Source organism: Eubacteriaceae bacterium Marseille-Q4139, assembly GCA_018223415.1.
Taxonomy (GTDB): domain Bacteria; phylum Bacillota; class Clostridia; order Lachnospirales; family Lachnospiraceae; genus CABSIM01.
This window is the reverse complement of sequence record JAGTTQ010000001.1, coordinates 909,586-925,917: the sequence shown is the minus strand read 5'-3', so window position 1 is coordinate 925,917 and position 16,332 is coordinate 909,586. Positions and strand designations below refer to the sequence as shown.

Below are 16,332 nucleotides of genomic sequence, written 5' to 3'. Positions count from 1 at the left end.
TTCTGAAAAAATAGAGAACGGTTACCACGCCGTTCTCCATTTCCCCTTATTATGTGATATAATAAGGTATGCTCACATTTAAAGATTATACTACGGATCAATTACAATTACCACTATCTTTTGAAGATTTTATACCGGAAAATCATCTGGTGCGGGTCGTAAATACCATCGTGGACAGTTTGGACCTGTCTTCACTCTACGGCAGATACAAAGAGGGCGGATGCCCTGCTTATCACCCACGGATGATGCTGAAGGTTATGATCTATTCTTATTCTCAGAAAGTTTATTCCTCCCGCATGATCGCAAAAGCTCTTCGTGAAAATGTTAATTTCATGTGGATCGCTGGTGGAAATCAACCGGATTTTCGTACCGTCAATCGCTTTCGCCTTCACATGAAAGACATCATCGAGGATGTGTTCTTTGAAGTGGTCAAACTCCTGATCGAGAAAAACTATATCAAGCTTCAGAATTACTTTTTGGATGGCACAAAGATCGAGGCTAACGCCAATAAGTATTCTTTCGTATGGAACAAGTCCGTCCGTAATTATGACCGGAAACTAGATGAAAAGATCAAGAACCATCTCCGGGAGATCGACCGGATTGTGGCGGAAGAAAATCAGATTTATCTGGAAGAAGACCTGGAGGAAAAGGGGGAGCATACCAAGATCACCGCAGAACAGGTGGCAGCTGTTGTGGAGAGCATCGACAAAAAGTTGGAACAAGAGCCAGGAAATAAACAGCTGAAGAAAAAATCCAAAGAATTTAAAAAGGATATCCTTCCCAGGAAACAGAAATACGAAAAATCCCTGGAAACCTTTCGTGGAAGGAACAGCTATTCAAAAACAGACCAGGGTGCCACTTTTATGAGGATGAAAGAAGATGCCATGTTAAACGGCCAGCTAAAACCTGGCTATAACATCCAGATCGGGACAGAGAACCGATATATCGTGGGCTTTACCATACATCCCAACCCAACCGATACGAAAACAATGATCCCGCACCTAAGGCACCTGGAAGAAAAACTGGGGTGTTTACCGGAAAACGTGATCGCGGATGCAGGATATGGGAGCGAAGAGAATTATGAATATTTAGAAGAAAAGAAGGTAGGCTGTTATGTAAAATACAACAAATTTCACTGGGAGAAGAAAAAGAAAAACCGGGAGACCCCTTATCTGGCGGAGAATCTGCCCTATCTGCCGGAATCAGACAGCTTTGTCTGCAGAAATGGGAAACGGCTGGTGCATGTGGGAAACCGAAAATATGTAACAGAAGCCGGCTATGAAACTAGGCGGGATTATTACCGGTGTGAAGACTGCAGCGGCTGCCACTATGCATCAGAATGTAAGCATACGGAAAAGAACCGCACGGTCCGGGTATCCCACCGGTTGAATGAACTGAAAAGAAAAGCAAACGAGAACCTTTGTTCCGAAAAAGGACTGGTACTGCGTTCACAAAGGGTTGTGGAAGTGGAACAGGTCTTTGGGAGGATCAAAGGCTGTTGGTCGTTCCGTCGTTTTCACTTGCGCGGAGCGGATAAGGTAAAAATAGAGTGGGGACTGTTAGCAATCGCCCATAACATCACAAAGATGGCGCTGGAGAGATGAACATCCAGTGCTGTTTTTCATGTAAAAGCCCTTTTCAGCAATATAAGAAGAGGATGCCCCTCTCTATGATTTTTAATCAATCATAGTTTTGGGACACCCTCCTGCATCTGATCCTAAAATCCCTTAATAATCTCCTCGGTCATGGACTTTACAAGCTCCACGGCCAGCTGCACCGTCGCCTCGAAATCATAATACGAAGCAATTCCGCTCATGGTGTGGATGTAGCGGACCGGGACGCCGATGACGATGGTGGGGATCCCGTCCAGTGCCGTATGTACGATGGCGCCGTTGTTCCCGCCGCCCTCGCGGACGGAAGCCTGAACCGGCAGGCCGTGCTTCTCGGCAAGATCCAGGGCGTACCGCTGGAACCTGGGCGTGCAGATGATGGACTTATCCATGAACCGCAGCATCGGCCCTTTCTTGAAGGCTGTCTGAACCGCATAAGGATCCGTGAACGTGTCGTCGGCCGGGCAGCCCTCAAAGCAGATGGCAATCTGCGGCTTTACATGGTTGACAGCCACCTTCATGCCGCGCTCGCCCACTTCCTCCTGGGAGGAGATGACGCCCACGAGATCTACGGCAAGCTCTACATCCTGGAGCCTGTGGAGCGTCTCGATGACGGCGGCGCAGCCGATCCGGCAGTCGTAGGCCTTTCCAAACATCAGGTCGTGCTCTTCGTCGTATTCCATCTTCACATCCGGCACAATCGGTTCGCCGATGCGGATCTTGAAATTATTCACAGCGTCCTCAGCGCTTACAGCCCCGATGTCGATGGACAGGGAGGCGATGTCTGCGGCCGATGAGGCCTTCTCCGATGCGGACATGAAATGCACCGGCTTTGCAGCGATGATGCCGGGGATGAAATTCCCTTCCGAATTGCGGACAAGGACGCGGCTTGACGGCAGGGAGCCGACGTTCCAGCCGCCTAAAGCGACGAAGCGCAGCGTCCCGTTGGGCCGGATGGAATGCACCATGAAGCCGACCTCGTCCCCGTGGGCATCCAGCATGAACACCGGCTTGTTCCCGGTGTTTGCCTTCCTGTACATGTAGAAATTCCGGAGACAGTCCTCCTCGGTTTCATATCCGCCGCCGATGTGCTTTGCGGCCGCCTTCACCGTCTCGTCCTCAAAGCCGGACGGGGCGTTTGCATTGGAAAAATCTTCAATCATCTGAAGCGTTTCCCTATTTACAAATACTTTTTCCATCATAACCTCCATAAAAACTGCCCCGCTGCCGGCAGGGTATGGCCGGCCGGCGGGGCAGCAGTGCTTTTTATTACTGTTCTTCTTCAAACTCGTCTTTTCCAACGGAGCAGAGCGGGCATACCCAGTCTGCCGGCAGGTCTTCCCACTTGGTTCCCGGCTCTACGCCGTTATCGGGATCGCCCTTTTCCTCATCATAGATATATCCGCATACGGTACATACATATTTCTTCATGATTTCCCTCCAAAATGAATTTAATTTATTACAGCATCTGCGCCTTCCAGAGTCCGTGCAGATTGCAGTAAGCATAGACATCGACGACCTTGTCGCCTTCTGCGAGCGTAAAGACTGCTTCCGGCTTATCGCCCGGCTTCAGGTTTGCAAGCTGGGAGCCCTTTTCCGTCTCCATCCAGATAAATTCGATGTAGTGCTCCGGAAGCATCGGATGTTCCACAGAGCCGACCTGGACATGAACCTCATTTCCGTTCACTTTGACAGCCGGGACATGCTTTTCCACGGCGGCGTCGGTGGTACCGGGAACGAGCTCCGTCATCTTCTGGCCGCAGCATACAACCGGAACACCGCTGGCCTTCAAAAACGTCACCAGGTTTCCGCAGTGCTCACAGATAAAAAACTTTCTCTCCATAATGATTCCCCTTTCTGCGCTATTTTATTTTAAAGCATCGGCAATCGCATCTGCCAATGCGTCGAGCTCCTCTTCCTGACCCGGCTGAAGGGACGACTTAATGGTCACGCCTTTCTCCAGGAACATGCAGTTTTTCAGGGCGGACAGGCTCTCCGTCAAAAGCTTTGCGGAGACAGGCGCCCAGGAACCGTTTTCAATCAGGGCGATGGTGCGGTTCTGAAGGTTATGGGCTGCCAGGTTGTGGACAAGGCTGTCCATGTTGCAGAAAATTCCATTGTTGTACGTGATGGATGCCAGCACCAGGCAGGAGCAGCGGAAGGCATCCGAAATAATATAGGACGGATGGGCCTTTGACACGTCGTAGACGGAAATTCCCTTCACGCCGCGCTCGGCAAGCTTTCCGGCCAGAATGTCCACAGCCTTTGCCGTGTGCCCGTAGACGGACGCGTAGGCCAGCACCACGGACGGCTCTTCCGGCTCATAGGAGCTCCACTTGCCGTATTTTTCCACGAGCCACGGGATGTCCTTTCTCCAAACAAGGCTGTGGAGCGGGCAGATCATCTCGATGGGCAGCCTGGCTGCTTTCTTTAACAGGGCCTGTACCTGGACACCGTACTTTCCGACGATATTCGTATAATATCTTCTGGCCTCCGGAAGCCATTCATTCTTATAGTCGGTTTCATCGGCAAAAATATTCCCGTCGATGGCGCCGAAGGAGCCGAAGGCGTCGGCGGAGAACAAGATTTTTTCTGTTTTTTCATATGTGACCATGACCTCCGGCCAGTGTACCATCGGAGCCATGGCAAAGGTCAGCTCATGGCTTCCAAGGGAGAGGCTGTCGCCTTCCTTTACGGTCATGACACGGCTGTCCACGTCGAAATCAAAGAACTGCTTCATCATGGCTGCGGCTTTGGCCGTGCAGACGATGGTTGCATCGGGATAAACGCCGGCAATGTCGCAGATGGACGCACAGTGATCCGGCTCCATATGGTTCACAATCAGATAATCCAGGCTGCGGCCGTCAAGGACGTGGCGGACGTTTTCCAGAAAATCATGGGTAAAGGCAGCGTCCACCGTATCAAACAGGGCGCACTTTTCGTCCAGCATTACATAAGAATTATAGGAAACTCCCTTCGGCACGGGATATACGTTTTCAAACAGAGCGATCCTCCGGTCGTTGGCACCGACCCAGTATAAAGAGTCGGAAAGTTTTCTGACAGAATTCATAAAAAGTCCCTCCTATCATGGTATTCGTCTCTTCCTATTGTAAATTGTCGTGAACATAATTTCAAGCTCTTTTGCTTGTTTCTTGCAATTAAAAATGATTGAAAGAAAAAGGAAGCAGAGGAAAATCCCTGCTTCCGAGTCCTGCTTAAACGATCTCCATTACCTTATACCCGAGGCTTTCTACCGCTTTCTTCAGCACATCCTCCGAGATCTCGCGGTCATAGGATACGACGGCGGTACCGGCAGACAGCTTAACCACCGCGCTGGCCCCGTCAATCCTGTTCAATATTCTAGTCACATTTGCCGCGCAGTGGCCGCAGGTCATTCCCGCGATTTTCATGGTTTTTTTCCCAATCACCGGGCCGTTCAATTTCTTTTTCTCAATTTTCGGCACAGCGCATGCGCCGCCGGACGGACATCCAATGCACGCTGCACCGCTTTTTTTGGCCTTAATCAGGTAGGAGACTGCGCCTCCGATGATAACCGCCAAAAGAATAACAACAATTACATTTGCCATCATAAACATGCCTTCCTTCCAAAGCACCAAACGGCGGACATGGCTTTTACCATGTCCACCGCTGATTTCTGTATTTTTAACCCATATGTAAGCTGTACTCAGCCACGAATTCCGTATCGGATTTGCGGATTCTCCAGATGATGATGGCCGCAAACACCAGGACTGCGATCAGGCCCGGAACAAAAGCAGTTCCAAGAGAACCTGTGGTAACAAGGGTACCGATCTGATATACCAGGAACGCCACCGTGTAGCCGGTTGCCAGCTGAAGGCAGATGCCGCCCAACAGCCATTTTCCGCTCTTCATCTCCGAGTTCATGGCACCAAGCGCCGCGAAGCAGGGCGGAGTGTAGAGGTTGAACATCAGGTAAGCCAGTGCGGCAACCTTGGTGAGCGCCATGGTGGTGGCAACGACGTTGCCGTCGCCCACAAGGGCCAGCTCATCCGTATCGATGACGCCGGAAAGGCCATATACAACTGCCAGAGTGCCGACTACGTTCTCCTTGGCGATAAAGCCGGTGATAGCCGCAGCCGCAAGCTGCCACACGCCAAAGCCAAGGGGGATGAACAGCACGGCAAAGGGATTTGCGATGCTGGCCAGGATGGAAGTGCTCTCCATGCCTTCCTCAACAAGCTGGAACTGCCAGTTGAAGCTCTGCATAATCTGTACGACCGTGTTGCAGACCAGGATGATGGTACCGGCCTTGATGATGTATGCCTTGCCGCGCTCCAGCATGGAAACGATGGCTCTTTTCAGGCTCGGGATCTTGTATTCCGGAAGCTCGATGATAAAGAAGGACTTGCGGAACTTCTGTCCTGTGATTCTCTTTACAAGCAGAGCGCCCAGAAGGATCAGAAGGATGCCTGCCAGGTACATGGTGGGCCCCACCCAGCTCTCGTCACGGAAGAAGGCGCCTGCAAACAGCGCGATAACAGGAAGCTTTGCGCCGCATGGCATGAACGGTGTCAGCATGGCAGTCGTTCTGCGTTCTCTTTCGCTGCGGATCGTACGGCACGCCATAACGCCCGGGATCGCACAGCCGGTACCGATTACCATGGGGATAACGGATTTCCCGGAAAGGCCGACTCTCTTAAAAATCGGGTCAAGCACAACCGTTGCACGCGCCATGTAGCCGCAGTCTTCTAAGAGAGCGATCAGGAAGTACATGACCATTACAAGCGGCAGGAAACCGACAACCGCGCCTACACCGCCTACGATACCGTCGGCCAGGAGCGCTACCAGGAACGGGTTGGCGTCCGCCAGAAGGACTTCGCCCACATAGCCCTGGAAGGCCTCGATATAACCGACGAGCCAGTCCGCGATCCAGGTTCCCACCGTGGACTGGGAAATATAGAATACAAGATACATGACAACCGCGAAAATCGGAATGCCGACAATCTTGTGGGTGATCACCGCGTCGATTTTATCCTGGAAGTTTTTATCCTTGGTGAATACGGTTCTCTTCTCCACATCCTTAACAAGCGCGTTTACAAAGTCGAAACGCTTCCTGTCGGCGGCCTCCACTGCGGCCTTGTCATGGAGATCAATATCCGCCTGCACATAGGGCGCCTTCTGTTTCTTTCCCGCCAGGGCAGCCGCCTGGCTTACGGCCTCCTTTAATCCTTCGTGGCCGGAGGAAGTGGAAATTGTCTTGATCACAGGGCAGCCAAGCTTTTCAGACAGAAGCTTTTCGTCGATCCTTGTCTTTTTCTTCTCCGTGATGTCGCTCTTATTTAAGGCAACCACCACCGGCACGCCCAGCTCCAGAAGCTGTGTGGTGAAGAACAGGCTGCGGCTTAAGTTCGTCGCGTCGACGATGTTGATGATCGCGTCCGGCTTTTCATTCTTTACATAGCTGCTGGTGATGCTCTCTTCGGAGGTAAATGGGGACATGGAATAAGCTCCCGGCAGATCCACCGCAACAAGTTCCTCTCCTCCGTCGTAATACGCCTTTTTAATAAGGCTTTCCTTTCGTTCTACCGTAACACCGGCCCAGTTGCCGACGCGCTCGTTCCGTCCTGTCAGCGCGTTGTACATGGTTGTTTTGCCGCTGTTCGGATTGCCTGCAAAAGCAATTCTCATAACACAAAACTCCTCCTTCATGAACTCTCAATTAGCAAAGACTAACCCTTTGCCAGTATGCCTCCATGCAGCCAAGCATAAAAGCTTATATTGAAATAGCTCCCGCTAAATCAGTATCGAAATTGTACCGTCCATCCTTGATGGAAACCACGCAGCCGCCTCTCAGGTGCGAAATCACAGTGATCGGCTCGCCGGTATAGCATCCCAGAGAAAAGAGAAAAGCCTCCAGCTCTTCATCCTCTGTCGCAATATCTTTTATGATGTACTCCTCGCCATCCCTGGCATCCAATAAAGTCATATTCTTTCCATCCTTCCAACTGGCTCCTCGTTTTCACAGAGGTAGTTTCAACTAACCATACGTCAAAAATCAAACGCTGCCCGCAAGCAGCGCAAGTTCCTTGTGCTAGAGTTAGCATAGCTTAACTTTCGCCGTTTGTCAAGAAATATTTTATACTTTATTTATTTTTGAAAATCGAATACAATAACAGGAAGAAAGATGAAAAGGAGGACATGAGCATTGAGTCAGATCATACTTGGAATTTTCATCCCGTTCGTCGGCACGGCAGCCGGGGCGGGCTGTGTGTATTTCATGAAAAACGGGATCCGGCCGCTGATCCAGAAGGCGCTTCTCGGCTTTGCTTCCGGCGTCATGGTGGCGGCCTCGGTCTGGTCGCTTTTAATCCCCGCCATGGATATGTCGGAGCACATGGGAAAGCTTGCCTTCATCCCGGCGGCTGCCGGCTTCCTTCTGGGAATCCTGTTCCTTTTAATCCTCGACAGGACAATCCCCCACCTTCACATGGGAAAAGATGAGCCGGAAGGCATGTGCTGCGGCTTCAAAAAGACGACGATGCTGGTGCTCGCCGTGACGCTCCACAACATCCCCGAAGGCATGGCCGTTGGCGTCATGTACGCCGGCGTCCTGGCGTCTGACAGCGGCATTACCATGGCCGGCGCCTTTGCCCTTTCCCTGGGAATCGCCATCCAGAATTTCCCGGAGGGCGCCATCATCTCCCTGCCCTTAAAAAGCGAAGGCGCCGGAAAAAACAAGGCGTTTCTTCTCGGCGCACTTTCCGGAGCTGTGGAGCCGGCGGGGGCTCTGCTTACGGTGCGGCTATATCGGTTTATTGTGCCGGCGCTTCCTTATCTTTTGGCCTTTGCGGCCGGCGCCATGATTTACGTGGTGGTGGAAGAGCTGATTCCGGAGGCCTCCGAGGGCGAACATTCCAACATCGGTACCATCGGCTTTGCCGCAGGCTTCACCATCATGATGATCCTGGACGTGGCCCTGGGCTAGGAAACGCAGAATCAGAACCGCTTCCATGTATCCCGCACAAACAGAAGAAGCAGCGGGAAAATTTCCAGCCTTCCGGCCAGCATGTCAAAAATCAGCACAAGCTTGGAACCGTTGGAAAACATGCCGAAGTTGGAGGCCGGGCCCACCAGCTCAAGGCCGGGGCCGATGTTGTTGAAGGTGGCTGCGACGGCGGTGAAGTTGGTAATCAGGTCGTAATTGTCGAAGCCGACTAAAAGCACCGAGAAGGTGAAAATCAGCACATAGGCCACAAGGAATACGTTTACGGATTTCAGTGTCCCGGCGCTGACGGCCCGTCCCTCCAGCTTAATTGCCCGGATGCCGCCCGGATGGACGAATTCAAAAAGCTCCCTTCCGACCGTCTTTATGAGCAGGATGAGGCGGGAAACCTTGATTCCGCCGCCGGTGCTTCCGGCGCAGGCGCCGACAAACATGAGCATTACCAGGATCGTCTTTGGCACCTCGGGCCACAAGTTAAAGTCCGTTGTGGCAAAGCCGGTAGTCGTAATGATGGAGCCAACCTGGAAAAAAGCATGGTGGAACGCCATGAACACACTTTCGTACACATCACGGATAAAAAAGGTTGTGATGATGGTGGAGGCAGCGATGATTCCAAGATAGTACCAGGCTTCCTCACACATAAACGCCTGCTTCGGCTTCCGCATATAAATATAAAAATATACGTTGAAGTTGACGCCAAACAGAATCATGAAAATTGTGACGACAGCCTGAAGGTAGGTGGAATAGCTGCCCATGCTGTCGTTTTTGATGCCGAAGCCGCCGGTTCCCGCCGTGCCGAACATGATCGTCAGGGCATCGAAAAGCGGCATGCCGCCGATGAGCAGGAAAAACAGCTCGATGAGCGACAGGGCAATATAAAGGGTGTAAAGCACCGTGGCAGTGGAGCGCACCTTGGGCAGGAGCTTGCTCACCGACGGCCCCGGGCTTTCCGCCTTCATGAGGTTCATATGGTAGCCGCCGCCGGTTAAAGGAAGCAGCGTCAGAAGGAACACCAGCACGCCCATTCCGCCGATCCAGTGGGTGAAGCTCCGCCAGAACAGGATGCAGTATGGGAGATCTTCCACAGAAGATAAAATGCTGGCGCCGGTGGTAGTAAAGCCGGATACCGTCTCAAACAGGGCGTCCACCGGATTCAGGATCGTTCTGCTGAACAGAAACGGCAGGGCGCCGAATACGCTCATGATGATCCAGGACAGGGCCACGCTGACGAAGCCCTCCCGGGTATAAAAAACCCTGTTTTTGGGCAGGCGGCGCATCATGGGAAGGCCGACTGCAAGACAGAGGACGATGGTGACGACAAAGGACAGGCCGGCAGCCTCCCTGTAAATGACGGCTACGATGCAGGGCGGGATCATGAAAACAGCCTCGATGCCGAGAACCCAGCCGATGATATAAAAAATCATGGAATAATTCATAATGCTGTACCTTGCCCCCTATCTCGGCGGCTGCCGCAGAATATCGCAGATGTTCTGGAGCCCCCGGTGGGTCGTCACGACAATGACCGAGTCGCCGACTTTAATGCGGTTCTGGCCGCCCGGCGTCAGGATTGTGCCGTTCCGGTTAATGCAGCAGAGCAGGAGATTGTCCTTCAGATCCAGCTCGCTTAGGGGGATATCTGTGACGGCTGAAGGCTCGCGGATGAAAAATTCCAGGGCCTCGGCCCTGTCGTCCAGGATCTTATACAGGTTTTCCACGTTGCTGCCCATGGAGTTCTGGCGCGCCCGCACGTATTTTAAAATGTAGTCGGCCGTCAGGTATTTTGGATAGATGACGCTTCCGATATCCAGGCTGTCCACCACGTCGTTGAAGGCAATCCGGTTCACCTTGGCGATCAGCTTGGCATTGGAGTGCTTTTTTGCAAACAGCGCAAGGAAAATGTTCTCCTCATCCAGGTTCGTCAGGGCAATGAAGGAATCGGCCTGGGAAAGCCCCTGTTCCATCAGAAGGTGCTGGTTGCTGCCGTCGCCGTTTATGATGTCGGCGCCCGGCAGGACATCGCTTAAATATTCACAGCGTTCCTTCCTGTTTTCAATGATGCGGACCCGGTAGCCAAGCTTTAAAAGGGACAGGGCAAGGTAGTGGGAGATGGTACCGCCGCCGATAATCAGGGAATTTCTCACCCGGCGGGAACGGATCCCAATTTTTTCGAAAAAGTCAGCCGTATTCTGGAGAGAGCCGACGATGGAAAGAATATCGCCGTTTTTTAAACAGAAGCTTCCGCCGGGGATCACGACCTTTTCGCCCCGCTCCACGGCACAGATTAAGACCTCGGATTTTAAACGGCCCATGGCTTCCATGATGGTGAGACCGTCCAGCTTCGCTTCGGGGTTTAACTTAAAGCGGAGAAGTTCCACGCGTCCCTTGGCAAAGGTGTCGATTTTGATGGCCGGCGGGAATTTTAAAAGCTTAAGGATTTCCCGCGCCGTCGTCAGCTCCGGGTTGATAATCATGGAGATGCCGAGCTTTTCACGGATGAAGCTGATCTCCTTGCTGTACATGGGGTTCCTCACCCTGGCGATAGTCTGGCAGCGGCCCGCCTTCTTGGCGATCAGGCAGCAGAGGAGATTTAACTCGTCCGCGCCGGTCACTGCGATAAAAAGGTCGGCATCTTCCACGCCGGCCTCGGTCTGCACCGTAAAGCTGGCGCCGTTGCCGACGATGCCCATGGCATCGAAGCGGCTGGACACATCATCAATCTTTTCCGCCGACAGGTCAACAAGCACCAGGTCGTGTCCCTCCTGGCTCAGCCGCTCAGCAAGGCTTGTCCCGACCTTGCCGCAGCCAACAATGATGATTTTCATAGGATTCCTTCCTGTTTCTTCCGTAATTTTCGCCTGCTGTAAGCAGGATCCTGATAGCTATTATACTATCTTTACAGAAAAAGTCCATGGGCATTTTTCCTATTCGGATTCCCAGCGTCCGGCGGCCCCGCAGGGCAGAGAAAGCCCCGTGGAAGTCACGGGAAGGCCGATTTCATTGGAGCGCACGGAACCGCCAAACTGCGGCACGATGGTTGTCCCGAGCATGTAGGTGAGCACGGCCGGCGCAAGCCCTGTGGTGTAGGAATTGATCAGGAAAAACAGCGGCTTTTCGGACAGCAGGCCGGCACAGAGCTTGACAAGCGGATAGACAGCGTCCTCGATTTTCCAGATTTCTCCCTTGGGGCCGCGCCCGTAGGAGGGCGGATCCATGATGACGGCATCGTAATGGTTGCCGCGGCGGATTTCCCGCTCCACGAACTTTACGCAGTCGTCGACGATCCAGCGGATCGGTGCGTCCTCCAGGCCGCTGGATCTGGCGTTTTCCTTCGCCCATCCGACCATGCCCTTGGAGGCGTCCACGTGGGTCACGGAGGCGCCTGCCTTTGCGGCCGCCAGCGTGGCGCCGCCGGTGTATGCAAAGAGGTTTAAGACCTTGATGGGGCGCCCTGCATTCCGGATCTTCTCACCGAACCAGTCCCAGTTGGCGGCCTGTTCCGGGAAAAGTCCCGTGTGCTTGAAGCTGAAGGGCTTGAGCTGGAACGTCAGCCCCTTGTAGTTGATGCTCCACTGCTCCGGGAGATGGAAAAATTCCCATTCTCCGCCGCCGCGGCTGCTCCTGTGGTAATGGCCGTTCTTCTTTTTCCACTGGGGCGCCTTTTTCGGCGTATCCCAGATGACCTGGGGATCGGGCCGTACCAGAAAATAATCGCCCCAGCGTTCTAGCTTTTCTCCGCCGGAGCAGTCAATGACTTCATAATCCTTCCATCCGTCAGCAATCCACATGATTTTCTCCTTTTTCTATGAAAATACCTGCATTTTTGCAGGCAAATACCAGCGTCTCGGGCTACATTATATAAGAAAAAACAGGCAGTGTCAAACAATAATCCGCAGGCGGCGGCCCGGCCGGCATTGTAAGAGAATTGAAAGATAATTCTTATTGAATATTTTGTAAGATGCTGGTAAAATGAGTCATAGAGATGAAAAAAAGGAATGAAGGATACGTGCCTGAGGCCGTATTTTAAGGGGATGGATCAATGAGGAAAAAAGGATTAAAGGTGCTGCTTTCCGCAGCAGTCCTGAGCTTCGGGCTGTTTACTTTCAGTGCTTTCGCGGCGGAAGGATGGGCTCTTTCAAATAATACGTGGGTCTATCTGGACCAGAATGGACAGAGGATGACGAACGTCTGGAAAAAGGGCGCCGACAATTTGTGGCGCTATCTGGACGGCAAAGGCGAAATGGCGATTAACACGTGGGCGGATGACGAATACTACGTGGACTCCAACGGCATCATGGTGACGAACCAGTGGCAGAAAGTTCAGGCGCCGTACAGCCGGAGCAATGAGCTCTACTGGTTCTATTTCGGGAGCAGCGGGAAGGTCGTCCGGGACGGATGGAAGAAAATTGACGGGAAAAACTACCTGTTCGACACGGACGGGATCATGCAGACCGGCTGGTCTGAGGACGGGATGTACTACCTGGGTTCTGACGGAGCCATGCGTACCGGCTGGCGCTATCTCGAGCCGTCGGAGTCGGAAGACTGGTACAGCGATTACTCGGAACCGCAGACGGCGGACGGGATGTACTGGTACTACTTTGGAAGCAACGGGAAGAAATATACCCCGGCCACCAGTGACAGCGGCGGGGAATACCGGACGTATAAGATTGACGGAAATTATTTCTGCTTTGACTATAACGGCAGGATGCAGATCGGATGGGTCTATATGGAAGGCGACCCGGAAAGCGCCTCCTCGGATACCATTGAAGGCTGGCGGTATTTCGCAGAAAGCGGCGTAAAGTCGGCGACCCTCGGCTCTGCCGTGCCGGGCTGGCTTTCTTTAGAGCCGCCGGAACCGCTCCAGTCCAATGTGGACGACCCGGTGCAGTGGTTCTATTTCGATAAAGAAGGGAAACCGGAGTCCGGGCCGGAGATTGCATCGGCTTCCACGGACGACTTTGTCCGCGTCAGCGGGAAAACGTATCTGTTCAACACGTATGGGAACCCGGTCAGCGGCCTCCATAAGATTCAGATTGGAGATACGGGCGAGTACACGACTTATTATTTCGACGAGTCCAGCAAGACGCCTTTAAAAGGCAAGCGGCGCGTCGAGGAAGCCGACGGGACGGTTTCGGATTTCTATTTTAATGAGGGAAGCTACTCAGGCCGCGGCTACACCGGCGTGAAGAATGGCTACCTCTACTATATGGGAAAACGCCAGGAGGCCGACAGCGGCTGGCGCTACATGCCCATCAGCATCCCGACGGAAAACGGCTATGAGACGTATGTGGTGAACTCCTCCGGCCGTGTGTCCAAGAATACGACGGTCAAGGACGGCGACGGCAACAAGTACAAGGTGAGCCGCACAGGACTCCTTGAGGAAGTAAACGAAGAGCCGGCAAGCGGAACCTACGAGGAGCCGATTGAACCGGTGACAGAAGAAGATTAAGGAAGCGTTAAGATACGAAAGAGAAAGGCAGCAGGGACGGTTTGGATTTCGTCCCGCTGCCTTTTTGCTGTTAGATTTCTTTTCCGTCGATCAGCACGTGCTTCACGGTTCCCTCAACGGTGAACGGGGAGCCTGCCATGATGACGATGTCGGCGTCCTTTCCAACCTCGATGGAGCCGACGCGGTCAGCGATGCCGATGTGCTTGGCCGGATTGATGGTGATGGCGCGGAGTGCGTCATACTCGTCCATGCCGGCTTTGATGGCAAGGCCCGCGCAGAGCGGCAGGTAGTGGAGCGGCGTAACCGGTGCATCGGTGATGATGGAAACCTGGCAGCCGGCCTTTGCAAGGACGCCGGGCGTATCCCAGGTCTTATACTGAAGCTCGAACTTGGAAGCGTGTCCAAAGGTCGGGCCTACGGCTAACGGGATGTTCTCCTTTGCCAGCTCGTCGACGATCAGATGGCCCTCGGTCACATGCTCTAAGGTCAGGCCAAGGCCGAATTCCTTTGCGATGCGGATAGCCGTGAAGATATCGTTTGCCTGATGGGCATGGGCCTTTAACGGGATTTCCTTATTGAGAACCGGGATCAGAGCCTCGGATTTCTGGTCGTATGCAGGAATCTTGGATACATCGTCGCCGGCAGCTTCGATTTTTGCCTTATAGAGCTCTGCCTTCTTTAATGCCTCGCGGATTAAAGCGGCGTTTGTCATACGGCTTGTGATGCCGTTCTTCTGGTAGCAGCGTTTCGGGTTCTCACCGAAGGCACATTTCATGGCAACCGGGAATTTGACGATCATGTTGTCCACGCGTTTTCCGTGGGTCTTAACGGCGGCGAAGGTTCCGCCGAGGGCGTTGGAGCTGCCTGGGCCGGTTGCCATACAGGTAACGCCGGCCTTTGCTGCCATATCTACGGCAGGATCCATCGGGTTGATGCCGTCAACGGCGTGAAGGTGCGGAGTCACCGGATCGTTCATCTCATTATAGTCATGGCCTTCATATCCGATGCCGTAGCCGTCTAAGCCGATGTGGCAGTGAGCCTCTACGAAGCCGGGATATACGTCAAGCCCTGCGGCGTCGATGATCTCAGCGCCTTCGCAGGAAAGGTCTGTCCCGATGGCCTTGATCTTTCCGTCTTCGATCAGGATGTCGCCGTTTACGACGTCCTTACTGACTGCCGTATGGATGCGGCCGTTTTTAATACATATCATAGGAAAACTCCTCCTTTTATTTTCGCGCGGCGGCGGTGTCTGCCGGCTGCCGCGTGGATATCAGCGTTTTGTCACCACATTGACCGGCGCGCCGTTTAAGTAGGCGCGGATGTTTTCTGCAAGAAGGGAGATGAGCCGTTTTCTCGTCTCCAGGCCTTTCCAGCCCATATGAGGCGTTAAAATCACATTTTCCATGGAATAGAGCGGATTTTCTTCGGCCGGCGGCTCCGTCTCCTGGACGTCCAGGCCGGCTCCGGCCAGGCGCCCGTCTTTTAATGCCGCAATCAGGGCCGTCTCGTCCACCAGTGCGCCGCGGGACGTGTTAATCAGATACGCCGTCGGCTTCATGAGGGACAGGGTTCTTTCATTTATAATATGGCGCGTGTCAGGCGTCAGCGGGCAGTGAAGGGAGACATAGTCGCTGGACTTTAACATGGTCTCCAGATCCACATAACGGATTCCGTCCTCATCGGCCCTCGGAGTCCTCGTATAGACGAGGATTTCCATATCCATGGCGCGGGCGATTTTTATGACCTCGCGGCCGATGGAACCGGCGCCTAAGATGCCAAGGGTCTTTCCGTTTACCTCCACGTGGTTTACCTGAAGGTTTTTCGTAAAGTTGTCATGGTTTCCCCGCGCCAGCATGGAAAGCTGCGCTCCCATGGAGGAGCTTAAGTTTAAGATCAGCATGATGGCCGTGTGAGCCACCCGTTTTGTGCTGTATGCGGGAATGTTGCAGACGGTAATGCCTTTTTCTTCGGCAGCCGCCAGATCCAGGTTGTTATAGCCGGTTCCGGCCTCGCAGATCAGGCGGACGGAATCGGGAAAGGAACGGATCAGGTCGCCGCTCACAGGCATTTCCTTTGTCACAATGATGTCGGCGCCCTGGATTCGTTCCAGGAGCTGTTCGGGAGCCGTGTCGTCGTAGACGGTTACATGGCCGGACAGGATGGAAAAGTCCAGGCGGCCGTCGAAATTCATTTTTGCCGCGTTCAGGACTACGGTTTTATCGTTCATGCCGGTACCCCTTTCTGGTTTCCGGCCCCATGAAAGGGTCTCCGGATCCCTGCCTCTATGATATAAT

The 16,332-nt window shown here is 53.2% G+C and carries 15 protein-coding genes; 3 read left to right on the top strand and 12 right to left on the bottom strand.

Annotated elements, in window-relative coordinates; genetic code table 11:
• The first annotated feature begins 68 nt into the window (after positions 1-68).
• Complete coding sequence (locus KE531_04450; GenBank protein MBR9952876.1) at positions 69-1,604, top strand: IS1182 family transposase; 1,536 nt, start codon at positions 69-71, stop codon at positions 1,602-1,604.
• Positions 1,605-1,717: 113 nt separating this feature from the next.
• On the opposite strand, the gene KE531_04445 is transcribed toward KE531_04450, so the two are convergent.
• The 7 genes from KE531_04445 to KE531_04415 all read right to left on the bottom strand — a co-directional run bounded on the left by KE531_04445 (position 1,718) and on the right by KE531_04415 (position 7,575).
• Positions 1,718-2,809 carry a M42 family metallopeptidase gene (locus tag KE531_04445; GenBank protein ID MBR9952875.1) on the bottom strand — a complete coding sequence of 364 codons (1,092 nt, stop codon included), beginning with the start codon at positions 2,807-2,809 and terminating at the stop codon, positions 1,718-1,720.
• A gap of 70 nt (positions 2,810-2,879) precedes the next feature.
• Positions 2,880-3,041 carry a rubredoxin gene (locus tag KE531_04440; GenBank protein ID MBR9952874.1) on the bottom strand — a complete coding sequence of 54 codons (162 nt, stop codon included), beginning with the start codon at positions 3,039-3,041 and terminating at the stop codon, positions 2,880-2,882.
• A gap of 28 nt (positions 3,042-3,069) precedes the next feature.
• Positions 3,070-3,453: a desulfoferrodoxin gene (locus tag KE531_04435; GenBank protein ID MBR9952873.1), complete on the bottom strand. Its 384-nt coding sequence runs from the start codon at positions 3,451-3,453 to the stop codon at positions 3,070-3,072.
• Positions 3,454-3,477: 24 nt separating this feature from the next.
• Positions 3,478-4,680: an FprA family A-type flavoprotein gene (locus tag KE531_04430; protein ID MBR9952872.1), complete on the bottom strand. Its 1,203-nt coding sequence runs from the start codon at positions 4,678-4,680 to the stop codon at positions 3,478-3,480.
• 145 nt (positions 4,681-4,825) lie between these two features.
• Positions 4,826-5,197, bottom strand: a complete 372-nt coding sequence (locus KE531_04425; GenBank protein ID MBR9952871.1) for a cation transporter — start codon at positions 5,195-5,197, stop codon at positions 4,826-4,828.
• 76 nt (positions 5,198-5,273) lie between these two features.
• Complete coding sequence (locus KE531_04420) at positions 5,274-7,277, bottom strand: ferrous iron transporter B (protein MBR9952870.1); 2,004 nt, start codon at positions 7,275-7,277, stop codon at positions 5,274-5,276.
• Between the two features lie 85 nt (positions 7,278-7,362).
• Positions 7,363-7,575, bottom strand: coding sequence for a ferrous iron transport protein A (locus KE531_04415; protein MBR9952869.1), 213 nt, complete (start codon positions 7,573-7,575; stop codon positions 7,363-7,365).
• A gap of 219 nt (positions 7,576-7,794) precedes the next feature.
• On the opposite strand from KE531_04415, the gene KE531_04410 reads away from it, so the two are divergent.
• Positions 7,795-8,574, top strand: a complete 780-nt coding sequence (locus tag KE531_04410) for a ZIP family metal transporter (protein ID MBR9952868.1) — start codon at positions 7,795-7,797, stop codon at positions 8,572-8,574.
• An 11-nt stretch (positions 8,575-8,585) separates the two neighbouring features.
• On the opposite strand, the gene KE531_04405 is transcribed toward KE531_04410, so the two are convergent.
• From KE531_04405 to KE531_04395, 3 genes are all read right to left on the bottom strand, one after another.
• On the bottom strand, positions 8,586-10,028 hold the full coding sequence (locus KE531_04405) for a TrkH family potassium uptake protein (GenBank protein ID MBR9952867.1): 1,443 nt from the start codon (positions 10,026-10,028) through the stop codon (positions 8,586-8,588).
• 18 nt (positions 10,029-10,046) lie between these two features.
• Positions 10,047-11,414 carry a Trk system potassium transporter TrkA gene (gene trkA, locus KE531_04400; GenBank protein MBR9952866.1) on the bottom strand — a complete coding sequence of 456 codons (1,368 nt, stop codon included), beginning with the start codon at positions 11,412-11,414 and terminating at the stop codon, positions 10,047-10,049.
• Positions 11,415-11,513: 99 nt separating this feature from the next.
• The gene (locus tag KE531_04395; protein ID MBR9952865.1) at positions 11,514-12,377 is read right to left on the bottom strand and encodes a class I SAM-dependent methyltransferase; all 864 of its coding nucleotides are present in this window, start codon (positions 12,375-12,377) and stop codon (positions 11,514-11,516) included.
• Between the two features lie 251 nt (positions 12,378-12,628).
• Between KE531_04395 and KE531_04390 the strand changes: the two genes are divergently transcribed.
• Positions 12,629-14,038 carry a cell wall-binding protein gene (locus tag KE531_04390; protein MBR9952864.1) on the top strand — a complete coding sequence of 470 codons (1,410 nt, stop codon included), beginning with the start codon at positions 12,629-12,631 and terminating at the stop codon, positions 14,036-14,038.
• Positions 14,039-14,108: 70 nt separating this feature from the next.
• Here KE531_04390 and KE531_04385 read toward each other — a convergent pair whose 3' ends face one another.
• Both KE531_04385 and KE531_04380 read right to left on the bottom strand, forming a co-directional pair.
• Entirely contained in the window at positions 14,109-15,248 is a 1,140-nt protein-coding gene (locus KE531_04385; GenBank protein ID MBR9952863.1) for an amidohydrolase, read from the bottom strand.
• Between the two features lie 60 nt (positions 15,249-15,308).
• A complete protein-coding gene (locus KE531_04380; GenBank protein ID MBR9952862.1) occupies positions 15,309-16,265 on the bottom strand; it encodes a D-2-hydroxyacid dehydrogenase in 957 nt (318 codons plus the stop codon).
• Positions 16,266-16,332 lie beyond the last annotated feature (67 nt).

Excerpts from the sequence above, each read along its gene's own strand:
- KE531_04440 (MBR9952874.1), bottom strand. The coding sequence starts at position 3,041 with ATGAAGAAATATGTATGTACCGTATGCGGATATATCTATGATGAGGAA.
- KE531_04395 (MBR9952865.1), bottom strand. The coding sequence starts at position 12,377 with ATGTGGATTGCTGACGGATGGAAGGATTATGAAGTCATTGACTGCTCC.
- KE531_04405 (MBR9952867.1), bottom strand. The coding sequence starts at position 10,028 with ATGAATTATTCCATGATTTTTTATATCATCGGCTGGGTTCTCGGCATC.
- KE531_04390 (MBR9952864.1), top strand. The coding sequence starts at position 12,629 with ATGAGGAAAAAAGGATTAAAGGTGCTGCTTTCCGCAGCAGTCCTGAGC.
- KE531_04380 (MBR9952862.1), bottom strand. The coding sequence starts at position 16,265 with ATGAACGATAAAACCGTAGTCCTGAACGCGGCAAAAATGAATTTCGAC.
- KE531_04445 (MBR9952875.1), bottom strand. The coding sequence starts at position 2,809 with ATGGAAAAAGTATTTGTAAATAGGGAAACGCTTCAGATGATTGAAGAT.
- trkA (MBR9952866.1), bottom strand. The coding sequence starts at position 11,414 with ATGAAAATCATCATTGTTGGCTGCGGCAAGGTCGGGACAAGCCTTGCT.
- KE531_04450 (MBR9952876.1), top strand. The coding sequence starts at position 69 with ATGCTCACATTTAAAGATTATACTACGGATCAATTACAATTACCACTA.
- KE531_04385 (MBR9952863.1), bottom strand. The coding sequence starts at position 15,248 with ATGATATGTATTAAAAACGGCCGCATCCATACGGCAGTCAGTAAGGAC.
- KE531_04435 (MBR9952873.1), bottom strand. The coding sequence starts at position 3,453 with ATGGAGAGAAAGTTTTTTATCTGTGAGCACTGCGGAAACCTGGTGACG.
- KE531_04425 (MBR9952871.1), bottom strand. The coding sequence starts at position 5,197 with ATGGCAAATGTAATTGTTGTTATTCTTTTGGCGGTTATCATCGGAGGC.
- KE531_04430 (MBR9952872.1), bottom strand. The coding sequence starts at position 4,680 with ATGAATTCTGTCAGAAAACTTTCCGACTCTTTATACTGGGTCGGTGCC.
- KE531_04420 (MBR9952870.1), bottom strand. The coding sequence starts at position 7,277 with ATGAGAATTGCTTTTGCAGGCAATCCGAACAGCGGCAAAACAACCATG.
- KE531_04415 (MBR9952869.1), bottom strand. The coding sequence starts at position 7,575 with ATGACTTTATTGGATGCCAGGGATGGCGAGGAGTACATCATAAAAGAT.